20 protein-coding genes are annotated in these 21,777 nt (G+C 29.7%); 7 read left to right on the top strand and 13 right to left on the bottom strand.

Features of this window, described 5'->3' with window-relative positions; genetic code table 11:
• The 3 genes from DS884_RS05130 to DS884_RS05120 form a co-directional block, all read left to right on the top strand.
• The coding region (locus tag DS884_RS05130) for an Ig-like domain-containing protein (RefSeq protein ID WP_113786015.1) at positions 1–3,755 on the top strand (3,755 nt) is incomplete at its 5' end.
• A gap of 34 nt (positions 3,756–3,789) precedes the next feature.
• Positions 3,790–4,713 carry a type IX secretion system membrane protein PorP/SprF gene (locus DS884_RS05125; protein ID WP_113786014.1) on the top strand — a complete coding sequence of 308 codons (924 nt, stop codon included), beginning with the start codon at positions 3,790–3,792 and terminating at the stop codon, positions 4,711–4,713.
• Positions 4,649–6,856: an OmpA family protein gene (locus DS884_RS05120; RefSeq protein WP_233487113.1), complete on the top strand. Its 2,208-nt coding sequence runs from the start codon at positions 4,649–4,651 to the stop codon at positions 6,854–6,856. The genes DS884_RS05125 and DS884_RS05120 overlap by 65 nt, the downstream gene beginning before the upstream one ends.
• A gap of 55 nt (positions 6,857–6,911) precedes the next feature.
• Here DS884_RS05120 and DS884_RS05115 read toward each other — a convergent pair whose 3' ends face one another.
• From DS884_RS05115 to DS884_RS05070, 9 genes are all read right to left on the bottom strand, one after another.
• The gene (locus tag DS884_RS05115) at positions 6,912–7,109 is read right to left on the bottom strand and encodes a hypothetical protein (RefSeq protein WP_093870730.1); all 198 of its coding nucleotides are present in this window, start codon (positions 7,107–7,109) and stop codon (positions 6,912–6,914) included.
• A 111-nt stretch (positions 7,110–7,220) separates the two neighbouring features.
• Positions 7,221–7,487, bottom strand: coding sequence for a hypothetical protein (locus DS884_RS05110; protein WP_093870731.1), 267 nt, complete (start codon positions 7,485–7,487; stop codon positions 7,221–7,223).
• 94 nt (positions 7,488–7,581) lie between these two features.
• Positions 7,582–8,274 (bottom strand): HAD family hydrolase, encoded by a 693-nt coding sequence (locus DS884_RS05105; protein ID WP_113786013.1) that lies wholly within the window; start codon positions 8,272–8,274, stop codon positions 7,582–7,584.
• A complete protein-coding gene (gene kdsB / locus DS884_RS05100; RefSeq protein ID WP_093870733.1) occupies positions 8,267–9,007 on the bottom strand; it encodes a 3-deoxy-manno-octulosonate cytidylyltransferase in 741 nt (246 codons plus the stop codon). Before kdsB ends, DS884_RS05105 begins: the two co-directional genes overlap by 8 nt.
• Before the next feature lie 176 nt (positions 9,008–9,183).
• Positions 9,184–10,332, bottom strand: a complete 1,149-nt coding sequence (locus DS884_RS05095) for an energy transducer TonB (RefSeq protein ID WP_093870734.1) — start codon at positions 10,330–10,332, stop codon at positions 9,184–9,186.
• A gap of 363 nt (positions 10,333–10,695) precedes the next feature.
• Complete coding sequence (locus DS884_RS05085) at positions 10,696–11,373, bottom strand: energy transducer TonB (RefSeq protein WP_113786011.1); 678 nt, start codon at positions 11,371–11,373, stop codon at positions 10,696–10,698.
• A 191-nt stretch (positions 11,374–11,564) separates the two neighbouring features.
• Positions 11,565–12,494 carry a peptidylprolyl isomerase gene (locus DS884_RS05080; RefSeq protein ID WP_093870736.1) on the bottom strand — a complete coding sequence of 310 codons (930 nt, stop codon included), beginning with the start codon at positions 12,492–12,494 and terminating at the stop codon, positions 11,565–11,567.
• Between the two features lie 27 nt (positions 12,495–12,521).
• On the bottom strand, positions 12,522–14,111 hold the full coding sequence (locus DS884_RS05075) for a hypothetical protein (protein ID WP_233487112.1): 1,590 nt from the start codon (positions 14,109–14,111) through the stop codon (positions 12,522–12,524).
• 24 nt (positions 14,112–14,135) lie between these two features.
• Complete coding sequence (locus DS884_RS05070) at positions 14,136–15,725, bottom strand: peptide chain release factor 3 (protein WP_093870737.1); 1,590 nt, start codon at positions 15,723–15,725, stop codon at positions 14,136–14,138.
• A 107-nt stretch (positions 15,726–15,832) separates the two neighbouring features.
• Here DS884_RS05070 and idi point away from each other — a divergent pair, with 107 nt between their 5' ends.
• Genes idi through DS884_RS05055 form a run of 3 tightly spaced genes read left to right on the top strand, consistent with a single transcriptional unit; the run spans position 15,833 to position 17,758 of the window.
• Positions 15,833–16,354 carry an isopentenyl-diphosphate Delta-isomerase gene (idi, locus tag DS884_RS05065; RefSeq protein ID WP_093870738.1) on the top strand — a complete coding sequence of 174 codons (522 nt, stop codon included), beginning with the start codon at positions 15,833–15,835 and terminating at the stop codon, positions 16,352–16,354.
• Positions 16,355–16,357: 3 nt separating this feature from the next.
• Positions 16,358–16,771: a 6-pyruvoyl trahydropterin synthase family protein gene (locus DS884_RS05060; protein ID WP_113786010.1), complete on the top strand. Its 414-nt coding sequence runs from the start codon at positions 16,358–16,360 to the stop codon at positions 16,769–16,771.
• A gap of 6 nt (positions 16,772–16,777) precedes the next feature.
• Positions 16,778–17,758, top strand: coding sequence for a type I phosphomannose isomerase catalytic subunit (locus DS884_RS05055; RefSeq protein WP_093870740.1), 981 nt, complete (start codon positions 16,778–16,780; stop codon positions 17,756–17,758).
• On the opposite strand, the gene DS884_RS05050 is transcribed toward DS884_RS05055, so the two are convergent.
• The 4 genes from DS884_RS05050 to DS884_RS05035 form a co-directional block, all read right to left on the bottom strand.
• Positions 17,755–18,216 carry a hypothetical protein gene (locus DS884_RS05050; protein ID WP_093870741.1) on the bottom strand — a complete coding sequence of 154 codons (462 nt, stop codon included), beginning with the start codon at positions 18,214–18,216 and terminating at the stop codon, positions 17,755–17,757. The two genes, DS884_RS05055 and DS884_RS05050, sit on opposite strands and share 4 nt — an antisense overlap.
• 2 nt (positions 18,217–18,218) lie before the next feature.
• Positions 18,219–18,776 (bottom strand): hypothetical protein, encoded by a 558-nt coding sequence (locus DS884_RS05045; protein WP_093870742.1) that lies wholly within the window; start codon positions 18,774–18,776, stop codon positions 18,219–18,221.
• 30 nt (positions 18,777–18,806) lie between these two features.
• Positions 18,807–19,352, bottom strand: coding sequence for an RNA polymerase sigma factor (locus DS884_RS05040; protein WP_093870743.1), 546 nt, complete (start codon positions 19,350–19,352; stop codon positions 18,807–18,809).
• Between the two features lie 61 nt (positions 19,353–19,413).
• The gene (locus tag DS884_RS05035) at positions 19,414–20,856 is read right to left on the bottom strand and encodes a nicotinate-nucleotide adenylyltransferase (protein ID WP_093870744.1); all 1,443 of its coding nucleotides are present in this window, start codon (positions 20,854–20,856) and stop codon (positions 19,414–19,416) included.
• Positions 20,857–20,937: 81 nt separating this feature from the next.
• On the opposite strand from DS884_RS05035, the gene DS884_RS05030 reads away from it, so the two are divergent.
• Entirely contained in the window at positions 20,938–21,720 is a 783-nt protein-coding gene (locus tag DS884_RS05030; RefSeq protein ID WP_113786009.1) for an MBL fold metallo-hydrolase, read from the top strand.
• Positions 21,721–21,777 lie beyond the last annotated feature (57 nt).

Genomic DNA, 21,777 nt, shown 5'->3' with positions numbered 1-21,777 from the left:
ATACAGTATGTGATAATGGAAGCCCACAAGCATGTGATACAACTACAGTAACCATTGAGGTATTACCAGTAACAAGTGTAGGAGTAAATGATGGACCAATTGCAAACAATGATACAGGAAATACTGAAGTAGGAACACCAGTAAGTGGAAACTTAGTATCGAATGACTTTGATCCAAATGGTGATCCATTAACGATCAATACAACTCCAGTAACAGGACCAACAAATGGAACAGTAACCATCAATGCAGATGGTACTTATACATATACACCAAATGCAGGATTTAGTGGAGAGGATACATTTGAATATGAAGTATGTGATAATGGAAGTCCAGCTTTATGTAGTACAGCGGTAGTAACAATTACAGTAAGTCCAGTAGATGGGACAAATGATAGTTATGCAAATGATGATGCGTTTAATGGAGATTCAAACAGTACTATCTCAGGAAATGTATTAACCAATGATACTGATCCAGAGGGAGATACACAAACTGTAAACACAACAGCAGTAACAGGTCCAACAAATGGAACAGTAGTTATTAATGCAGATGGAACGTTTGTTTACACACCAACTGCAGGATATACAGGAACAGATAGTTTCGTATATGAGGTATGTGATAATGGAACACCAGTAGTATGTGATCAGGCAACGGTTTACTTAACTGTTAATCCAGTAAACACAACCGATGCAGTAGTTGATATCACAAATACATATGTTGATGTAGCTGTAAGTGGAAATGTATTAACGAATGATGAAGATTCAGAAGGAAACACTCAAACGGTAAGTTCAAATACGAATCCAAGTAATGGAACGGTAACGATCAGTGCAAATGGAGATTACACATATACACCAAATGCAGGGTTTACAGGAGAAGATACTTTTACCTATACAGTATGTGATAATGGAGCACCACAAGCATGTGATACAACAACAGTAACTATTGAGGTATTACCAGTAACAAGTGTAGGAGTAAATGATGGTCCAATCGCTAATAATGACACAGGAAATACTGAAGTAGGAAGTCCAGTAAGTGGAAACTTAGTATCGAATGACTTTGATCCAAATGGTGATCCATTAACGATCAATACAACTCCAGTAAGTAATCCAAGTAATGGAACAGTAACCATCAATGCAGATGGAACGTATACATATACACCAAATGCAGGATTTAGTGGAGAGGATACATTTGAATATGAAGTATGTGATAATGGAAGTCCAGCTTTATGTAGTACAGCGGTAGTAACAATTACAGTAAGTCCAGTAGATGGAACGAATGATAGTTATGCAAATGATGATGCATTCAATGGAGATTCAAACAGTACTATCTCAGGAAATGTATTAACTAATGATACAGATCCAGAGGGAGATACACAAACTGTAAACACAACAGCAGTAACAGGTCCAACAAATGGAACAGTAGTTATTAATGCAGATGGAACGTTTGTTTACACACCAACTGCAGGATATACAGGAACAGATAGTTTCGTATATGAGGTATGTGATAATGGAACACCAGTAGTATGTGATCAAGCAACGGTTTACTTAACTGTTAATCCATTAACAGAAACTGATACAGATGGAGACGGAGTTCCTGATAATGTTGATGAAGATGATGATAATGATGGAATAGCAGATGTTGATGAAGGATCTGGTAATAACAATGCTACTGGTGATGAAGATGGTGATGGAATACCAAACTGGCAGGATACTACCGATGATGGAAATACAGGAGATAGTTCTATAACTGATTATACAGATAGTAATGGTGATGGTATTCCTGATGTTTATGATACAGATGGAGATGGTGTTCCTAATCATTTAGATTTAGATAGTGATAACGACGGAATTTTAGATGTAGATGAAGGTGGAAATGGAGATTTAGATACTAATGGAGATGGTGTTATAGATTCTAATGATACTGGATATAGTGATGCTGATGGAGATGGGCAAGATGATGATTCTGAAATTATATCTGAACCAGATACTGATGGAGATGGAGTGCCAGATTATTTAGATCTTGATAGTGATAATGATGGTATTAATGATGTTATTGAAGATGGAAATGTAGATAATAATAATGACGGTATTGCTGATGGTGGAGATGCTGACGGTGATGGTATTGTTGATAGTGCAGATAACGATGATTCAGGATTTGGTGAAGGTAACGGAGGAGAATCTGAAAATACTGATACTGATAATGATGGAGTACCAGATTATTTAGATCTAGATAGTGATGATGATGGAGTTAATGATGTAGAAGAAGGAGGTAATGATGATGTAGATGGAAATGGTTTAGTAGATGGGCCAGATTCAGATGGAGATGGTATTCTTGATGTTGTAGATGAAGACGATAGTGGTTTTGGAGATTCAGGAAACTCAGATGTAAATGATACTGATCCTACTGATCCAAATGATGGAGGTTCAGGTGTTGTAACTGATAGTGGTACTGATTCTGATGGAGATGGTATTTCAGATAGTGAAGATGGAGCAAATGGAACGTTTGGAGATGCAATTGACACAGATGGAGATGGAGTTCCAGATAATATAGATGAAGATGATGATAATGATGGAATAGCAGATGTTGATGAAGGATCTGGTGATAATAATGCAACAGGTGATGAAGATGGTGATGGTATTCCAAACTGGCAAGATACTTCTGATGATGGAGATTCAGGAGATGGTTCAACAACTGATTATACAGACAGTAATGGAGATGGTATCCCAGATATTTATGATACCGATGGAGATGGAGTACCAAATCATTTAGATTTAGATAGTGATAATGACGGAATTTTAGATGTAGATGAAGGTGGAAATGGAGCTTTAGATACGAATGGAGATGGTGTTATAGATTCAAATGATACTGGATATAGTGACGTAGATGGAGATGGACAAGATGATGATTCTGAAAATATATCTGAACCAGATACTGATGGTGATGGAGTACCAGATTATTTAGATCTTGATAGTGATAACGACGGAATAAACGATGTTATCGAAGATGGAAACGTTGATGTAGATAATGATGGTATTGCTGACGGAGCAGATGCAGATGGAGATGGAATTGTTGATAGTGTTGATAATGATGATTCTGAATTTGGTGAAGGTAACGGAGGAGAATCTGACAATACTGATACTGATAGTGATGGAGTACCAGATTATTTAGATCTAGATAGTGATGATGACGGAATTAATGATGTTGAAGAAGGAGGTAATGATGATGAAGATGGAAATGGGTTAGTAGATGGGCCTGATAGTGATGGAGATGGTATTCTTGATGTTGTAGATGAAGATGATGGTAATTTTGGAGACTCAGGAAATTCAGATGTAAATGATACTGATCCAACTGATCCAAATAGTGGAGGAGATGGAGTAGTAAGTGATAGTGGAACTGATTCTGATGGAGATGGAATTTCTGATAGTGTAGATGGGGCTGATGATGTATTTGGTGATAGTTATGATTGTATAACAATTTTTAACGAATTTAGTCCAAACGGAGACGGAGTAAATGATGCTTTACAAATTGATTGTATAGAGAATTATAAAAACAATACAATTGAAATTTTTAATAGATGGGGTAATACTGTTTATAAAGCGAAAGGATATAATAATGAAGATGTAGCTTTCAAAGGAGTATCAAATGGTAGAGTCAACATTAATGTTGATAGTAAGTTGCCTGTAGGAACATATTTTTATGTATTAGATTTAGGAGATGGTAGCCCTGTTAAAAAAGGATGGATATATATTAACAGATAATAATTATCATATTTTAAGACAATAAAACTATAAAATGAAATCATTTTCAATATTAACTTGCATACTAGGTATTTGTTTAATAACAAATACCTATTCGCAACAAGATCCGCAGTTCACTCAATATATGTTTAATACATTAAGTGTTAATCCTGCATATGCTGGTTCTAGAGGTCATGCTGTAATAACAGCTTTAGGAAGAACACAGTGGGTAGGTTTTGAAGGAGCTCCTGATACACAAAATTTAAGTTATGATACACCTATTGGTAGGTCAAAGTTGGGACTTGGATTAAATTTAGTAAATGATAAAATAGGGCCATCTCATGAAATTTATTTTGATGGAAACTTATCATATACTGTAGAGACAGGAGAAGTAGGAAATTTAGCTTTTGGACTTAGATTAGGAGGAAGGATATTAAATATTGATTGGACAAAAGGAAGGTTGGTTAAAGATGAAGCTTTGTTTGCCAGTAATATTAATGGTAAATTTTTACCAACAATAGGAGCTGGTATATACTATCACGAACCTGAATGGTATATAGGTTTATCTGTACCAAATTTTATTAGAACTGAACATTATGATCAAAAATTAGCTTCTACAACAACAACAGCAGTTGAAAGAATGCATTTTTTCTTAATAGCTGGTTATGTGTTTGAATTAAATGAAAATATAAAGTTTAAACCAGCCGCGTTAGCTAAAATAGTTTCTGGTGCTCCATTGTCATTAGATGTTTCAGCTAATTTTTTATTTAATGATAAATTTAGAGCTGGTGTAGCATGGAGATGGGGAGATTCAATAAGTGCTCTATTAGGTTTTCAAGCCACTGACTCATTATTAATTGGATATGCTTATGATTTAACTACATCTAATTATAATGTAACAAATTCAGGAACTCATGAAGTTATGCTTAGGTATGACATATTTAAAGAATATAAATATAAATCACCAAGGTTCTTTTAAACTAGAAAAAGTAGAATTAATGAAATCACAAAAAATATTACTAATACTATTAATAGTAATAAGTGTTAATACAGTTTTTGCACAAAGTAGAAGAGTTGCTGATAGATATTTTGAAGAGTTTTCTTATATCCAATCAGCAGAATTATATAAATCTCTAGTGGTAAAAAAAGGAGACACTTCAAAACATGTTTTAAGTAGATTAGCTGATTCATATTACAATAATGCTAATACTGAAGAAGCATTAATTTGGTATGAGAAATTAGTGAAGATTTATAGAAATGAGGTAACGGATAGATACTTATTTAAGTATGCCCAAACTCTAAGAAGTAAAGGAGATTATAAAAAATCAGATTCTATCTTTTTAGTTTTGTCTGAAAAAAATGATAAGAGTAATAGGAAAATTGAATTAGAAAATGAAAATTATCTTCTTGATTACTCAAATAATAAAGACCAAAGAATAAGTATTAGAAATTTAGCAATTAATACTCCATATTCTGATTATGGAGGTTTTATTTTAGATGGAAATGCCTATTATACATCTGCTGCTCCAAAAAAAGGTAAAAAACAACGTTTATATAAATGGAATAATCAACCATTTTTAAATATTTACAAAGCTAAAGAAAGTATAGAAACCATAGAGGGAAATGAAAAGGATACAGTTTTAGAGTTAAATAATCATAAAATTTTACCTGAGCCTATTACTACAAGATATCATGAAGGTAAACCTGTTTTTACTAAAGATGGTAAAACTGTTTATTTTACAAGAAATAATTTTGATGGTAAAAGATTAAATAATGATAAGAGAAGATCTGTTAATTTAAAAATATATAGAGCTTCATTAGTAAATGGAGTGTGGAGTAATGTACTTGAATTACCTTTTAATAGTAATGAGTATTCTACAGGGCATCCAGCTTTAAGTCCTGATGAAAAATTATTATATTTTGTTTCTGATATGCCAGGAGGTTTTGGAGCATCTGATATTTATAAGGTAAAAATCAAAGAAAACGATGCATTTGGTAAACCTATTAATTTAGGTGATAAAGTAAATACTTCTGATAAAGAAAAATTTCCTTTCATTGGAAATGATAATACGTTGTATTTTTCTTCAGACGGGCATTTAGGGTTAGGATTACTAGATGTTTTTCAAACTAAAATTAAAAATGATTCAACTTTTACAAAAGTTACTAATTTAGGAGAGCCTTTTAACAGTAAAAGAGATGATTTTGCTTTTTATATTCATGAAGATGGTAAAAAAGGTTTTTTCTCATCTAATAGGAAAAAGGGAAAAGGAGATGATGATATTTATAGTTACTATATATATACAACACCTTCAATTTGTACGAAAACTATAACAGGTACTGTTGTTGATGCTAAAACCGGTGATATTATACCTGATGCTATATTAAAATTAGTAAATGCTTCAGGTGAAGTAATGCATGAAACTATTTCTGATGTTTCTGGTAATTATAAATTTGAAAAAGTATTATGCGACTCAAAATATGTTATTAAAGCAAGTAAATTAGATCATAGACCAGATCAAAAACCTATTGATACTATGTCTAAAGAAATTGAAGTTGTAAAAGTTGATTTAAAACTTATTCCTTTAATAATAGGAGATCAAATTGTTATAAACCCAATTTATTTCGATTTTAATAAATCATTTATTAGAGAAGATGCCGAATATGAGCTGGAAAACATTGTTACAGTAATGAAAAATCATCCTGAAATTGTAATAAAAATTGAGTCTCATACTGATAGTAGAGGTAAAGATGCCTACAATAAGTTTTTATCAGACAAAAGGGCAAAATCTACAAGAGATTATATTATATCAAGAGGTATACCTAAGAAGAGTATAGAAAGTGCTATAGGGTACGGTGAAGAGCAGTTATTAAACAATTGTAATAATGCTAATCAAAGAAAGTGTTCAGAAAAGGAACATCAAGTAAATAGAAGATCATATTTTTATATTGTTAAAGGAAAAGATAGAATACAAGCTAAGCAACAGGCAGAAAAAATTAAAGTAAAAAAAAGAATAAGTAAGCGTAATAGTTACTTAATGTTTTTAAGAAATAATTTTAAATCAAATGGAAATAATCCAAGTCAAAATAAATGTACAAAAGATAGTGATTGTGAAGAAAAATAAAAAATGATAGTATTAATTAAAAAAGGAAGGTATTTTAAAATACCTTCCTTTTTTTTTAATTTCTAACTATTGACATGCAGACATAAAGCTCCGGCTTGTTTGCCGTAAATTCTTTAAGCCAAATTGTTAATTCATTAATTTCGTGAGGAAGTAATCGATTTAAAGCTTTCTTTAATTCCTTACAAAACAAATCAGAGTTAAAACTTACTTTTTTAAGTACCGTTTTAGTGTAGTCATACATAGCTCTTGCCATTTTAAGGGGATTTGAGTTATAATTATTAATCGTAATTTACGAAAAAATATTATGTGAACAATGTTAAAGTTAAGCAAAAAAAAGCCAGCTTTAAAAAAACTGGCTTTTTGATTATAAACTATTTACTTTTTGTATAAGTTCTTTAGCTTTGATTTCTAGGTCTTTACTAATGTTTTTGAAATGACTTTTTTTGTTTTCAATATTTTTAGCATGTACGTTATCTAGTAAACCATCAAATGTAGCGATTGCTTCATCTATAATTGCTTCAGATTTTGCTGTATCTTCTTTAGGGTTTAATAGCTCCCATACATAACATTCTTCAATGATATCCCCTAAGGTATAATTAATATCTTTCTTTAAGTTTTTTATACTTGCCATAATTATAAATTTGATGCAAATTTACTAGTTTTTATTCTTTTAATATCAAATAAAATACGAAATAAAACCTATTTTATAAAATACTCGATAAACATTACAATGAATTTAAAATATCAGTAATTTTTGTGTAGGATTTATAATTGAGATTAGTTGTGTCTTGAGTTACTTTCTCATGTTCCCAAGTAGTATGAAAAGGAATATGAATTGCAGAAGCACCAATATTTAATAAAGGTAGAACATCTGACTTTAAAGAATTACCTATCATTAAGAACTCACTAGCTTGAATATCTAAATGGTTAATTAATTTAGTATAATCATTTTCTTTTTTTTCACTCATTACTTCAACATGATGAAAGTATTTAATTAAGCCAGACTTTTCTAATTTTCGTTCTTGATCTAATAAATCACCTTTTGTAGCAACAATTAATTTATAATCTCTTTTTAAACTATTTAAAACATCTATTACACCATCTAAAATTATAACAGGTTTTTGTAACATTTCTTTACCTATATTTATTATTTTACTAATAGTTTTTTGATTAATAGTATTATTAGAAAGTTCTAAAGCACATTCTATCATTGATATAACAAATCCTTTAATTCCATAGCCATAAATTGGCAAGTTTTCAATCTCTTTTTTATATAACTCTTGATGTATTTTATTTTCTGTTTCGTAATTTGATAATAGATTAGCGAAAGCATTTTCAGCTTCTCTAAAATAAGTTTCATTTACCCAAAGTGTATCATCAGCATCGAAAGCTATAACTTTAATTTGTTTTTTAATCATTTTGTTTAGATAAATATTTTTTTGCTTTTTCTAAATCTTCAGGAGTATCAATACCAATACTTTCAATAGTAGTTTCTATCATTTTAATTTTTTTGCCAACTTCTAAATACCTGATACATTCTATTTTTTCAGCAGTTTCTAAAGGAGTCATAGGTGTATTATAAAAATCTAGTAAAGCTGATTTTCTAAATGCATAAACCCCTTTGTGCTTGAAGTATGTAATACTTTGATCCTTTTCCCTATGAAAAGGAATAACACTTCTAGAAAAGTATAATGCAAAGTTATTTGCATCAGTAATTACTTTTACATTATTAGGGTTTTCAATCTCTTCTCTTTCTTTTATAGCAACTTTTAAAGAAGCTAAATCAATAATGTGTTTTGTATCTTCTTTGAAAACAGCTATTAGTTTTTTTAAAGATATAGTGTCAATAAAAGGTTCATCACCTTGAACATTTACAACAATGTCAGTTTCTATGTTTTCTACAGCTTCAGCTATTCTATCAGAACCGCAATCATGCTCCCTTTTACTAATAATAACTTTTCCATTTATGTTATGTATTGTTTGAGATATAATTTCAGAATCTGTTACAACATAAACATCATCAAAAAGTTTCGATTTAAGAGCAGCTTCATAAGTTCTAACTATTACAGGCTTTCCTGCTAAGTCTTTCATTAATTTTCCTGGAAATCTTGAAGCTTGATATCTTGCAGGTATCATTGCAATAATATTCATAAGTTTTTATCTAAAATAATTTCAAATATACCATTTTATAGGTTGAATATTATAATTGTTTCGTGAAGTATAAAATTTAGGAAAATAAATAGGAGGGAAGAATAATAATTAAAAAATCCCGAAACAATTAAGTTTCAGGATTTTTATTTATATTATATGATGAATTTTGATAAACCTTAATCGTTTAATTTAAAGTTGATAGGTATAGTATATTGAACATTAGCTAATTCTCCATTTTGTTTTCCAGGAATAAATGTAGGTAATTTAGTTACCATTCTTTTAGCTTCTAATTCTAAAAGGTGTCCATCTTTAGGACCTCTCATTTGAACATTTCTAACTTTACCTTCTTTACTAATTACAAAAGTAACCCATACTCTTCCTTCAATATTTTTTCTTGCAGCAACTTCTGGATAGTTAAAGTTTCTTTGAATATGACTAATCATTCTTTCATTAAAACAATTTAACCTTTCAAAATCAGAAGCATTAGCACATGCTTTAAATTGAGGAATAGATTGAACTTTATTAAATTTGATGATATTAGTAAGACGAGCTTCCTTAACAACTGGTGCTGCTTTCTTAACAGGTGCTTTCTTAATAACTTTTCTAGCTACTACTGCTCTTTTAGTTTTAGCTTTTCCTTTAGAACCTGGAACTTTAAAAGTAATTGGAATACCATACTTTACTTTTACTACTTTTCCATTGTGTTTCCCAGGGATGAATTTAGGTAATTCAGTTACTAATCTCTTAGCTTCCTTTTCCAATAATTCTCCACCTTTAGGACCACGCATTCTTATATCTTGTACAGCTCCATTTTCATTGATAGTAAATTGAACTAATACTCTTCCTTGAATTTCATTCTTTAAAGCTTCTTCAGGATATTTAAAGTTTTTTAAGATATGCTTATTCATTTGCTCTTCAAAACATTTTGCTTGCTTGATTAAAGGCTGGCTTTCACATTTTGAAAATAATGGAATCTCTTCAACTATGTTAAATGGAATCTTTTTAAGAGCTTCTCCTGAGTCTTCAAGTTCTAACTTACCAACTAACAACGTTTTTTTCTTAACGTTAGCTAATTGATGAGAATTATTTGAACCTCCAATAGCAGAAACGGCTGATTTGTTTTTACGAACAACACGTCTTCTTGTAGAAACTTCAATTGATACTTGTTTTTTTGCTGAACCATCAGCACCTTTTACTTCTTCTACTGCACACTTAGTAATACTATTTGGGTCAGCTATACTTTCGTCTGGAGTAGCACATTGCTCTTGAGCTGTAGCTATAAAAGAAAATAATATAGCTATAATTAACAAGGGGAATCTCATCATAATCTTGCTTAATTTAGGGGTTAATAATTTTGATTAACATTGTAAACATAATAAAACAAATTTTAAATTCAAAGAAAAATAACAATTACTTTACTGTTAAATTAATATTTATTTTACCTACTTTAAAAATACCTTTCAAAGTAATGTTCTATTATTATGACGCAAAAATATGTAAAAAGTTACAAAAACAAGTAATTATTTGTTTAAAAATTAACTAGTTATGTTTTTTATTATCTTTTTTTATTCATTTTCCCTTTGTTTTAAAGGAGTCTTGTAATAATCGTTGAAAATATTTTTTTTACGTTTTTTTTTGAAGAAATTTATTTTTTAACTTTTTTTTTCAAATTTATGGCTGTTTTTAATTTACTCGCTTGTTAAGTTAATAGGAAAAACATAATCAACATTAACAGGTAGCCCATTAACTTTACCAGGTTGTAAACTAGGGAGTTTTGATAATATTTTAATGACTTCTTCTTTTAATTTGTTGCTCTTCTTTGAACTTATTATTTGTGGCTCTTTTATACTTCCATCAATAGCAATTTTAAAACGTATAATCACTTTTCCAGAAATATTATCTTCGACTATTGATTCAGGATCAAAGTTTTTAATAAAATGTTTTTGCATATTATTTTTAAAACATTTAATATTTTCTATTTTATCTCCGTTTGAACATGATGGAAATAAAGGTACTTCATCAACAAGTTTGAATAGCACACTTTTGGTGTTTAGTTTATTTTTAGTGGTACTCGAGGTATTAATTAAAGCTTGTTTTAAATTATTATTTAAGCTTAAATTTGATTTAATACGTTTAGGAGTTGTTTTAAACCTACTAGTAATTCTTTTTCTTGATGAAATTGAGGTTCTAGTTATTTTTCGTTGTGTTGGTTTTACTTTTTTTTCTTTAGTGTTTTCTATTTCACATTTACTGATAGATATACTATTTAAATCGGTTATGGTTTCTTCAGATGATTTACATACTTCTTGACTAAAACCATTTAATGATAATAATAAAAAGATTGATGTTAATAAATTTGCTTTCATGATTTATGGGGCTTACTTGGTTGATGTAAATTTCTCTTTTTTACATCGAAAAGCCTTTACCTTAATATCATAAATGCATTAATTAATGTTATGCTTAATGTTAGGAATGTTAATTTAAAATTAATAGAATATTTATAAAAAAATAAAACTCCCATTAAATGAGAGTTTTATACAATAGTATGTTTATTTAATTATTTTACGTTCATTAATTCAACGTCAAAAATTAATGTCGCGTTAGGAGGTATCACCCCACCAGCACCAGCTTCACCATAAGCTAAGTTTGACGGTATAACTAAACGAGCTTTATCTCCAACTTTTAATAATTGAATTCCTTCATCCCATCCAGCAATTACTTGACCAACGCCAATAGCAAAATCAATAGGTTGTTTACGTTTGTATGAAGAATCAAAAACAGTTCCATCTAACAATTGACCTTTATAATGAACAGAAACTGTTGCTCCTTTAGTAGCTTGTTTACCATCGCCTTGTTGTAAAACTTTGTAACGTAGCCCACTATTAGTTTCATCATATCCAGCAGCCACAGAGTCTAATAATTCTTTTTGTTTAGCTTTTTCTTGTTCTTCACGCTTTTCTCTAGCTCCTTCAAAAGACCTAAAAGCTTCAACTGCGTTGAAAGCTTCTGCAGTATCACCTACACGAATTATTTCTACATTCATTTCGTCTTCTTGGGCTACAGCATCAACTACATCTTGTCCTTCAATAACACTTCCAAAAACAGTATGTTTACCATCTAACCAAGGAGTAGCTACATGCGTAATGAAAAACTGAGAACCATTTGTTCCTGGTCCAGCATTTGCCATAGATAATTTACCAGGAGCATCATGTTTTAATTCAGGATGAATTTCATCATCAAATTTATAACCTGGATTTCCTGTTCCTGTTCCTTGTGGGCAACCACCTTGAATCATAAAATCAGGAATAACACGGTGAAACTTTAATCCATTATAATAAGGAGTTCCTTGAGGTTTTGCTGAATTTTCTAGGTTACCTTCTGCTAAAGCAACAAAATTACCAACTGTACCAGGTGTTTTTTCGTATTCTAAATTCACTAAAATATTCCCTTTAGAAGTAGTGAACTTTGCATAAATTCCGTTATTCATCTTTTTAATTTTAAAAACTATTTTACATTATTTTGAAACGGACAAACTAGCAAAATTGAAGTTAAATCCGATATTAATATTTGTTGATTTTACATTGCCAAAAGGCGAATATAATTTACCGCCAGAGGCAGTAATTGAAAAATTATTTGTGATATTATAATTTAAACCAGCTGTAGGTCTTATAATAATACCTTCATCTGTATCAACTCCAGCGCCGCCAGCAGCTCCAGCAGTAAGATCTAAAAAGGCATTTAGTTTATTATTAAAAAAGGTATTAGTTTTAAAACCTAATCCAACTAATCCATGAGCATAACCACCAGATTGACCTTCATAAGCAAAGCCAGCTTCACCGATTAAATAGATGTTTTTGGTTAAATCATAGTTAAATTGTAAAGCCAATAATTGTAAATCTACTGAGTATATTTTATTTGGAGGGTCTTTTTTAGCAACATTAAAGTAAGATTGATTTTCCATACTTAATGTGATACCTTTAGTTTTAAAAGTAGCTGTTTCGTTGTTAGAAGATGTTTTAGTACCACCGTTTAATCCTATATATTTTACACCAAAACCAAGAGTATAAGCTTCTAGGTCTCCAGCTAAAGCTCTATAATAACCACCATGTCCACTTAAAGCAAAATTGTTAGATAGTTTTAAGTCCATTCCAATAGATGGGTATATCATTAAACCACCTTCAGGAGCAATTCGTCCACCTGCAGCACCAATTCCTAGCTTAGTAAACAAATTAATATATTTAGATTGGTATGGATGGTATCCAGCACCTATAAATAAATCCATAAAACCAGCACGTAAACCTTTGTAAATGGCATCTGTATGTGCAAATAAGAAGGTGTTTTCGTTTAAATATTTTTGATACTCAAAACCAAGTACATATAAGGTTTCTGTTAAAGGAGTACGATCATCTTTTTTAGATTTACCAAAAGGAATGAAAAAATCAAAGCGTACTTGTTGTACATTTTTAACTGTTGAACGTTTCCAGAAATTATTAGAAGAGAGGTTTGAATTAATAAAATTTTGATGAGCTGTATCATAATTAGAAAAACGTAATAGGCTTGGGATTTCTAAAAAAAATGAAACAGAATTGCTTTTTATTTCTCCAGAGTAAAAATTTACATGACTATATTGGACGCCAAAAGAGTAGTTGTTTTTTTTATATTGTAAACCAATGTTTGGATTAATAAAAGCACCATCGTTAACATAAATTCTATAACCACCACCTCCACCAAAGTGGAAATTAGCATCAAAATATAGATTTCTATATAGTTGTTTATTAATTCCTAGTTCAACACCTAAAGTAAATAAACCACCCTGATCTCCTGTTAAAGCAGCATGCATTGCAGCTCCACCATATAACCAATCATTGAATGGCATTTGATAATGTAAGCCCATCATTCCCATAGTTGGTTTCAAATCAGGGAACTTATTTGAAGGCATCTGAACAGGAATAAAGTTTAATCGAACTTTATTATGTAATTCCTTTCCTTTCAAAAGAGATAAATTTTCTTGTGAAAAAGTAAAAGAAGTAAATAGTAACAAAAAACTGAAAAGGAACAATTTATTTTTTGTTGTCTCAATATTAATTAATGTTTTTACTATCATAATAACTTACATTTTTAATATTATTTACTGAAATTCACTTGTGAAATGTAATTTTACACTAGGATATTTACTTTGAGTCATTTGAATAGTAAAAGCAGAATCAGCTAAAAATACTAACTGACCTTGTTTGTCTTTTGCTAAATAACGTTGTTTAACACGTTTGAATTCTTTGAATTCTTCATTTTTAGGGTCTTCAGGTTGTACCCAACAAGCTTTGTGTACTGAAATATTTTCATAAGAACATTTAGCACCATATTCATGCTCCAAACGATATTGTATTACTTCATATTGTAAAGCTCCAACAGTACCAACAATTTTACGTCCGTTCATATCCATTGTAAATAATTGAGCAACACCTTCATCCATTAACTGATCTAAACCTTTGTATAGTTGCTTGGCCTTCATTGGATCAGCATTGTTTACATAACGGAAATGTTCAGGAGAAAAACTTGGTATTCCTTTGAAATTAAGTTGTTCACCTTCTGTTAAAGTGTCTCCAATTTTAAAGTTTCCAGTATCATGTAAACCAACAATATCACCAGGGAAAGATTCATCTACAATTTCTTTTTTTTCTGCAAAAAAGGCATTAGGGCTAGAGAATTTTACTTTCTTTTTATTTCGTACATGTAAATAAGGAGTGTTTCTTTTAAAAGTACCTGATACAATTTTTATAAAAGCTAAACGATCACGATGTTTAGGGTCCATATTTGCATGTATTTTAAATACAAAACCGGTTAGTTTCTCTTCTTTAGAATCTACTAAACGTTCCTCAGCTTTTTTAGGTTGTGGCTGTGGTGCAATATCAATAAAAGCGTCTAATAATTCTTTAACTCCAAAATTATTTAAAGCAGAACCAAAAAACACAGGTTGTAATTTTCCTTCTAAGTATTCTTGTTGATTAAATTCAGGGTATATTCCATATACCATTTCAATTTCCTCTCTTAGTGTTTCAGCAGCATCTTCTCCTATAATTTTATCTAATTCTGGATTTGTAACATCATCAAATTGAACACCTTCAGAAATAGTTGTTTTGTTTTCTCCAGAAAAGATATTAAGTTTCTTTTCCCAAATATTATAGATTCCTTTAAAATCATACCCCATACCGATAGGGAAACTCATAGGAGTTACATGAAGACCTAACTTTTGTTCAACTTCATCTAACAAATCAAAAGCGTCTTTTCCTTCACGGTCTAATTTATTGATAAATACAAGCATAGGTATGTTTCGCATCCTACAAACTTCAACAAGTTTTTCCGTTTGAGGTTCAACTCCTTTAGCAACATCAATCACAACAATAACGCTATCAACAGCAGTTAAAGTTCTAAAAGTATCTTCAGCAAAATCTTTATGTCCAGGTGTATCTAGAATATTAATTTTCTTATCTTTATAAATAAAAGCTAATACAGAAGTAGCAACAGAAATTCCTCTTTGACGTTCAATCTCCATAAAATCAGAAGTGGCTCCTTTTTTTATCTTATTATTTTTTACAGCACCAGCTTCTTGAATTGCCCCACCAAATAATAATAATTTTTCAGTTAAGGTTGTTTTTCCAGCATCTGGATGTGATATAATTCCGAACGTACGTCTTCTCTGTATTTCTTCTAAAAAACTCATCTATAAATTTTAAGGTTGCAAAGATACATTTAATTATAAAACCGTTCAAAGTATTAATTGTTGAACTGCTGTCAATTTTGTAAGTTTGCTTTCATTAATATCGACAAATGAAAGAACAGGTAATTTTAGTTGATGAACAAGACAATCCTATTGGATTAATGGAAAAAATTGAAGCTCATGAAAAAGCATTATTACATCGTGCTTTCTCTGTTTTTGTTTTTAATAACAAAGGTGAGTTAATGTTACAACAAAGAGCTAAAGAAAAATATCATTCACCTTTACTCTGGACAAATACATGTTGTTCTCATCAACGAGATGGAGAAACTAATATTGAAGCAGGTAAGCGTCGTTTACAAGAAGAAATGGGGTTTGTTTGTGATTTAGAAGAGGTTTTTAGTTTTATATATAAAGCCCCTTTTGATAATGGTTTAACTGAGCATGAATTAGATCATGTACTTGTTGGTAAGTTTAATGATGTTCCATTAATCAATAAAGCAGAGGTGGAAGCTTATAAATGGATGCCATTGCAAGAGGTGAAAAATGATATTGATAAGAAACCAGAAATTTATACTGAATGGTTTAAGATAATTTTTAAAGAATCTTACGAAAAAATTTATAAATTTATATAAATTATGCCAAAAGTTACTGTACATAGAAAAGCTCATTTTAATGCTGCCCATAGATTATATAACAAAGAATGGTCAGATGAAAAGAATATTGAAATTTTCGGAAAATGTAACAACCCTAATTATCATGGACATAATTATGAGTTAATTGTATCTTTATCTGGTGAGATTGATAAAGAAACTGGGTATGTTTATGACTTAGGAAAATTAAAAGAATTAATTAAAACAGAAATAGAGGATGTTTTTGATCATAAAAACTTAAATTTAGATGTTAAAGAATTTATGAATATAAACCCTTCAGCTGAAAATATAGCTGTTGTAATTTATAATAAGTTGCGATTGAAAATAGAAAATGAATTTGATTTAAAAATTACATTATACGAAACCCCTAGAAATTACGTAACCTATAGCGGTGAATAAAATTATATGATAGACCAATTACTTAGATTTAAACCTATATTAAAACAAAAAATATGGGGAGGAGAGAAATTAAAAACTGTTTTAAATAAGATAACGGAAGAAGATTCTGTTGGAGAAAGTTGGGAGATTTCAGATGTAAGAGGAGATGAATCGGTAGTAAGTAATGGTGAGTTTATAGGTAAAACTTTAAAAGAACTTTTAAAAAACTATAAAAGTAGTTTAGTTGGAGAAAGTGTTTATAAAGATTTTAAAGATGATTTTCCTTTATTGATTAAATATATTGATGCCAAAGAAGTATTGAGTGTACAATTGCATCCAAATGATAATATGGCTAAACAAAGGCATGATTCTTTTGGTAAAACAGAAATGTGGTATGTAATGCAAGCGGATGAGAAATCTAATATTATTGTTGGTTTTCAAAAAGATTCAAACGAAGAGGAATATCTTCATCATTTAAAAAATAAATCATTACTAGAAATTTTAAATATAGATGAAGTTTCTAAAGGAGATGTATATTTTATTCCACCAGGTAGAGTCCATGCGATTGGTGGTGGAGTTTTAATTGCAGAGATACAACAAACATCAGATATAACGTATAGAATTTTTGATTGGGATAGAAAAGATAAAGATGGTAGTTATAGAGAGTTGCATACAGATAAAGCTTTAGAAGTTATAAATTACAAATCACAAGTTTCTTATAAAACTGATTATGTGAAAAAACAAAATGAAACAACTAAAGTTGTTTCATGTGTTTATTTTACCACTAATGTATTACCTGTAAAAGGTAAATTATCTATAAATCACTACGAAAAAGATAGCTTTGTTATTTACATGTGTGTAGCTGGTAATGTAACCTTTACTTATAAAAATCAAATTGAAAAACTAACAATGGGACAAACAATTATGATTCCTGCTTGTTTAAAAGATTTTGTTATTAGTTCACCAGAAGAATCAGAATTATTAGAGGTTTTTATGCCAAAACATTAATGTTTTTTCCTTTTATTATGATGTAGCTTTTTCATTATTTTCCATTTAAACTCGTGTTCAGCAACTTCAAGTGTTAGTGCTTTTTTATACGATAAGAATGATGATAGTTTATCAAAGAATAAATTTTTTAAAACGGTTTTCTTTTTATTTATTGATTTTATTTTTAATAATATTTTTTTAGCATCTTCTTCGGAAATGCTTTCAAAATCACCGTTTTTAGAAATTCTCTTTTTTATTTTGTAGCGCTCTTCTTTATGAAGTTGTCTCATTTTTTTACTATAGTCATTATATATAGGCCAAAATTTTTGAGCTTCATTTTCAGTTAAGTTAAGTTTTTCTGTTATGTAAGCTATTTTATAAGCTTGTATCTTACTTTGTTTTTTTCTTTTAAATTGAGCTTGCGAATAGAAGCTAGAAAAAAGAAAAAATATAGCGATAAGTAGTGTTTGTTTTTTCATTTTTATTCTATTTCATTAAAAATTGTACTGTTTTCAATAGTATTTAAATATTCTTCTATGTTATCGTTATTTAATTCAATAGAAGTAATTATGTCTTCTTCAAGGTTCAAATTCGTTGAGTTAATAGCTAATGACAAATCTTCTTCTGTAGTATTTATATAACCATTTTCATACCACTCTTCAATATCAGCTGTAGTTATATTATTAAAATCGATAATTTCATTAGTAGTATTGAAATTAAAATAAGTATAGCTTAAAAAAATAAGAACACAAGCAGCTACTGCAGTAGGGATAAGTTGTATTGTTTTTTTATATATTGATATTACTTTACTCTTAGGTTGTTTTTCAATATTAGTTATTTTATTTATGATTGAATTTTCTAAGTCTTCAAAATAATTATCAGGTGTTTTAAAAGGATGTTTTTTGCTTAAAGCTGGATTACTATCAACCAATATTTTTTGTTCAAGTTTTTCAAAATAATTTTCAGGAACAGTAAAACCATTAACCTTATTGGTTTGGTTAGTTATGTATTTTATGCTATCCTTTATATTATTGTTCATGTTTATTTGACTTACTTTTTATAAAAAGGTTTAATTACTATTTTTAATATATGCCTCAATTTTTTTTACGGCATGATGATATGATGCTTTAAGGCCTCCAATACTTAAGTTTAAGATTTCTGAAATTTGATTGTATTTCATGTTGTCAAAATACTTCATATTAAAAACTAATTGTTGTTGTTGAGGGAGAGTAGCTATAGCTTTTTGAAGAATTATTTGAATTTCATCTCCATTAAACCAATAATCACCATTTAAGTTAGAGGTTAATTCTTGTTGATAATCATTTATATCAACACTTTTACTTTTTGCTTTTTTGTTTATAAAGGTAATAGCTTCATTAGTAGCTATTCTGTACATCCAAGAAAATAGTTTACTATCTCCTTTGAATGAATCAATGTTTTTAAATACTTTGATAAAAGTATTTTGTAAAACATCATCAGCATCAGCATGTATTAAAACAATCTTTCTGATATGCCAATACAACCGTTCTTTGTATTCGGATATTAGACTTTTAAACGCTATTTCTTTTGTAGAAGCGTCTTGCAGTTGATTAATAAATGTTATTTCGTCTGTCAACCAATTTAGTTTAGCTGTTAGACCATAAATTTATTAAAAGGTTTAATTTAAATGCGAAATTTTATTTTCTTTTTTTGAAGAAACCAAACAAGCGTTTTTCTTTAATGGTTTCAGAAACTCCTTTCGGAAGCATTTCTTGCCAACCTTCTTCGTCTTCTTTTATCATTTTTAAAACTTTACGAGAAAAGATACTTAGAATTTCAGGGTTAAACCCTTTAATGTCTACTAGTTTACCATTTGATTTGAAGAACTTATAAAGTTCTTTTACACGTGGGTGAACTTTTAAGTTTTCACTTGTTATATATTCACCTGATTCTTCTTCTTTATAAGGATACATATAAACTTTTAAATCTCTATAAAAAAGTTTACCAAATGCTTCAAGAATTCCACCACTTAAACTTCGGTAGTACTTCTCGTCAAAAATTTGAATAAGATTGTTTACTCCCATAGCTAAAGCCATACGTTCTTTGGTAAATTCACTAAAATATTCAACCAACTTGAAATATTCTTGATAATCGGTAATCATTACGTTTTGACCAAGTGAACATAATAATTCAGCTCTGTCTAAAAAGTCACGTTCATTAATTTTACCTTCAGCTTTAAGGTTACTTAAGGTAATTTCAAAAATTATTTGAGTTTTCTCAGGATCTACTTTCTTTTCGGCTAAAAATAATTCTTTAGACTTTTGGAACATATCCATATTTACTTTAGTTACAGGTCTAAAGCTACCACGTAGAGCAAGTATGTTACGTTTGTATAATACTTGAGCAGGCAATAAATTGTTACCATCAGAGTCAAACATTACGGCGTTAGTCATACCGTTTTTAACTAATTGTAAACTCATTAATCGATTATCAACATACATAAACCTTGGCCCAGAAAAGTTGATCATATCAATTTCTAAACGATCTTTATCTATATTGTCATAAAAAGATTTAAGTAGTTCTTTAGGGTTGTCATTTAAGTAAAAAGCTCCATAAACTAAGTTTACACCTAAAACACCTAGAGTTTCTTGTTGTAATCTTGCATCAGTTTCTTTAAAACGTAAATGCAAAACGATTTCGTTATAGTCTTCTAAAGGATCAAGTTGAAAACGGATACCAACCCAGCCATGTCCTTTAAATTTTTTAGAAAAGTTTATAGTAGCTACGGTATTTGCATAACTAAAAAAAAGTTTATCTGGATGTTTTTGACGATCTAAACGTTCTTCAATTAAATCCATCTCATGCCTAAGCATTTTTTTTAATCTAGCTTCCGTAACATATCGATTATCTTTTTCAATACCATAAATAGCATCAGAGAAATCTTTATCATAAGCACTCATTGCTTTTGCAATTGTACCAGAAGCACCACCAGCTCTGAAAAAATTACGAACAGTTTCTTGTCCTGCTCCAATTTCGGCAAAAGTACCATAAATATGAGCATTTAAATTGATTTTTAAAGCTTTAGTTTTGGTAGTTTGAACCGTGTTTATTTTTTGATCTCCCTTTAACGTAATTGCCATTTTGTTATTTTTTGTTACGTGAAGCAAATGTACTGAAAATTGAAACTATCAGTCAATTTTTATCGTATTTTTGTGTTAACCATGAGTAAAAAAAAACAAATAAAAGTAACTTTTTTAGGAACAGGCACTTCAACAGGTGTTCCAATGATTACAAGTAACCATCCTGTAGCGTTTTCAAAAGATTTTAGAGATAAAAGGTTGAGGTCATCAATAATGATTTCTTGGGATAATGTTAACTATGTTATTGATTGTGGACCAGATTTCCGACAACAAATGATTCGTGAAAATGTTCAATCAATAAATGGAATATTATTTACTCATGAACATTCTGATCATATTGCTGGATTTGATGATATAAGACCTTTTGGATTTCGAATGGGAAAAGTACCTATATATGTAACAGATAGAGTGCTTAAAGCATTGCAAAAAAGGTACGATTATGTTTTTGTTACTGAAAATAAATATCCAAGTGCACCAACGGTTGAGGTAATTCCTGTTTCTCATAAAAAAGTATTTGAATTAAATGAGGTTACGGTTACACCTGTAGAAGTTTTACATGGAAGTTTACCTATTTTAGGGTATCGTTTTGATAATATAGCTTATATCACAGATATTAAAACTATTTCTACTGAAGAAAAAATAAAACTACAAAATTTAGATGTTTTAATAGTAACTGGATTAAGAAAAGAACCACATGCAACACATTTCAATATAGAAGAGGCATTAGCTTTTATAAAAGAATTGAAACCTAAAAAAGCATATTTAACTCATATAAGCGAGCTGTTAGGGTTTCATGAAGAAGTAGAGAAAGAATTACCTAATAATGTGTTCTTAGCATATGATGGATTAAATGTTAGTGAATAGATAGATTTTAATGATAAAGGAATAAAATTTAATTAATACAAAAACAACATTTAGTTT

Source organism: Tenacibaculum sp. E3R01 (assembly GCF_003318185.1).
Taxonomy (GTDB): domain Bacteria; phylum Bacteroidota; class Bacteroidia; order Flavobacteriales; family Flavobacteriaceae; genus Polaribacter; species Polaribacter halocynthiae.
The sequence above is the reverse complement of the archived record's forward strand: the minus strand, read 5'-3'. Positions and strand labels throughout refer to the sequence as shown.

Bases quoted from the DNA above. Each gene is read 5' to 3' on its own strand.
- DS884_RS05055 (WP_093870740.1), top strand. From the start codon at position 16,778: ATGATAGACCAATTACTTAGATTTAAACCTATATTAAAACAAAAAATA.
- DS884_RS05120 (WP_233487113.1), top strand. From the start codon at position 4,649: ATGAAGTTATGCTTAGGTATGACATATTTAAAGAATATAAATATAAAT.
- kdsB (WP_093870733.1), bottom strand. From the start codon at position 9,007: ATGAATATTATTGCAATGATACCTGCAAGATATCAAGCTTCAAGATTT.
- idi (WP_093870738.1), top strand. From the start codon at position 15,833: ATGAAAGAACAGGTAATTTTAGTTGATGAACAAGACAATCCTATTGGA.
- DS884_RS05080 (WP_093870736.1), bottom strand. From the start codon at position 12,494: ATGAATAACGGAATTTATGCAAAGTTCACTACTTCTAAAGGGAATATT.
- DS884_RS05105 (WP_113786013.1), bottom strand. From the start codon at position 8,274: ATGATTAAAAAACAAATTAAAGTTATAGCTTTCGATGCTGATGATACA.
- DS884_RS05110 (WP_093870731.1), bottom strand. From the start codon at position 7,487: ATGGCAAGTATAAAAAACTTAAAGAAAGATATTAATTATACCTTAGGG.
- DS884_RS05085 (WP_113786011.1), bottom strand. From the start codon at position 11,373: ATGAAAGCAAATTTATTAACATCAATCTTTTTATTATTATCATTAAAT.
- DS884_RS05070 (WP_093870737.1), bottom strand. From the start codon at position 15,725: ATGAGTTTTTTAGAAGAAATACAGAGAAGACGTACGTTCGGAATTATA.
- DS884_RS05060 (WP_113786010.1), top strand. From the start codon at position 16,358: ATGCCAAAAGTTACTGTACATAGAAAAGCTCATTTTAATGCTGCCCAT.
- DS884_RS05095 (WP_093870734.1), bottom strand. From the start codon at position 10,332: ATGATGAGATTCCCCTTGTTAATTATAGCTATATTATTTTCTTTTATA.
- DS884_RS05075 (WP_233487112.1), bottom strand. From the start codon at position 14,111: ATGATAGTAAAAACATTAATTAATATTGAGACAACAAAAAATAAATTG.
- DS884_RS05030 (WP_113786009.1), top strand. From the start codon at position 20,938: ATGAGTAAAAAAAAACAAATAAAAGTAACTTTTTTAGGAACAGGCACT.
- DS884_RS05035 (WP_093870744.1), bottom strand. From the start codon at position 20,856: ATGGCAATTACGTTAAAGGGAGATCAAAAAATAAACACGGTTCAAACT.
- DS884_RS05050 (WP_093870741.1), bottom strand. From the start codon at position 18,216: ATGAAAAAACAAACACTACTTATCGCTATATTTTTTCTTTTTTCTAGC.
- DS884_RS05115 (WP_093870730.1), bottom strand. From the start codon at position 7,109: ATGGCAAGAGCTATGTATGACTACACTAAAACGGTACTTAAAAAAGTA.
- DS884_RS05045 (WP_093870742.1), bottom strand. From the start codon at position 18,776: ATGAACAATAATATAAAGGATAGCATAAAATACATAACTAACCAAACC.
- DS884_RS05125 (WP_113786014.1), top strand. From the start codon at position 3,790: ATGAAATCATTTTCAATATTAACTTGCATACTAGGTATTTGTTTAATA.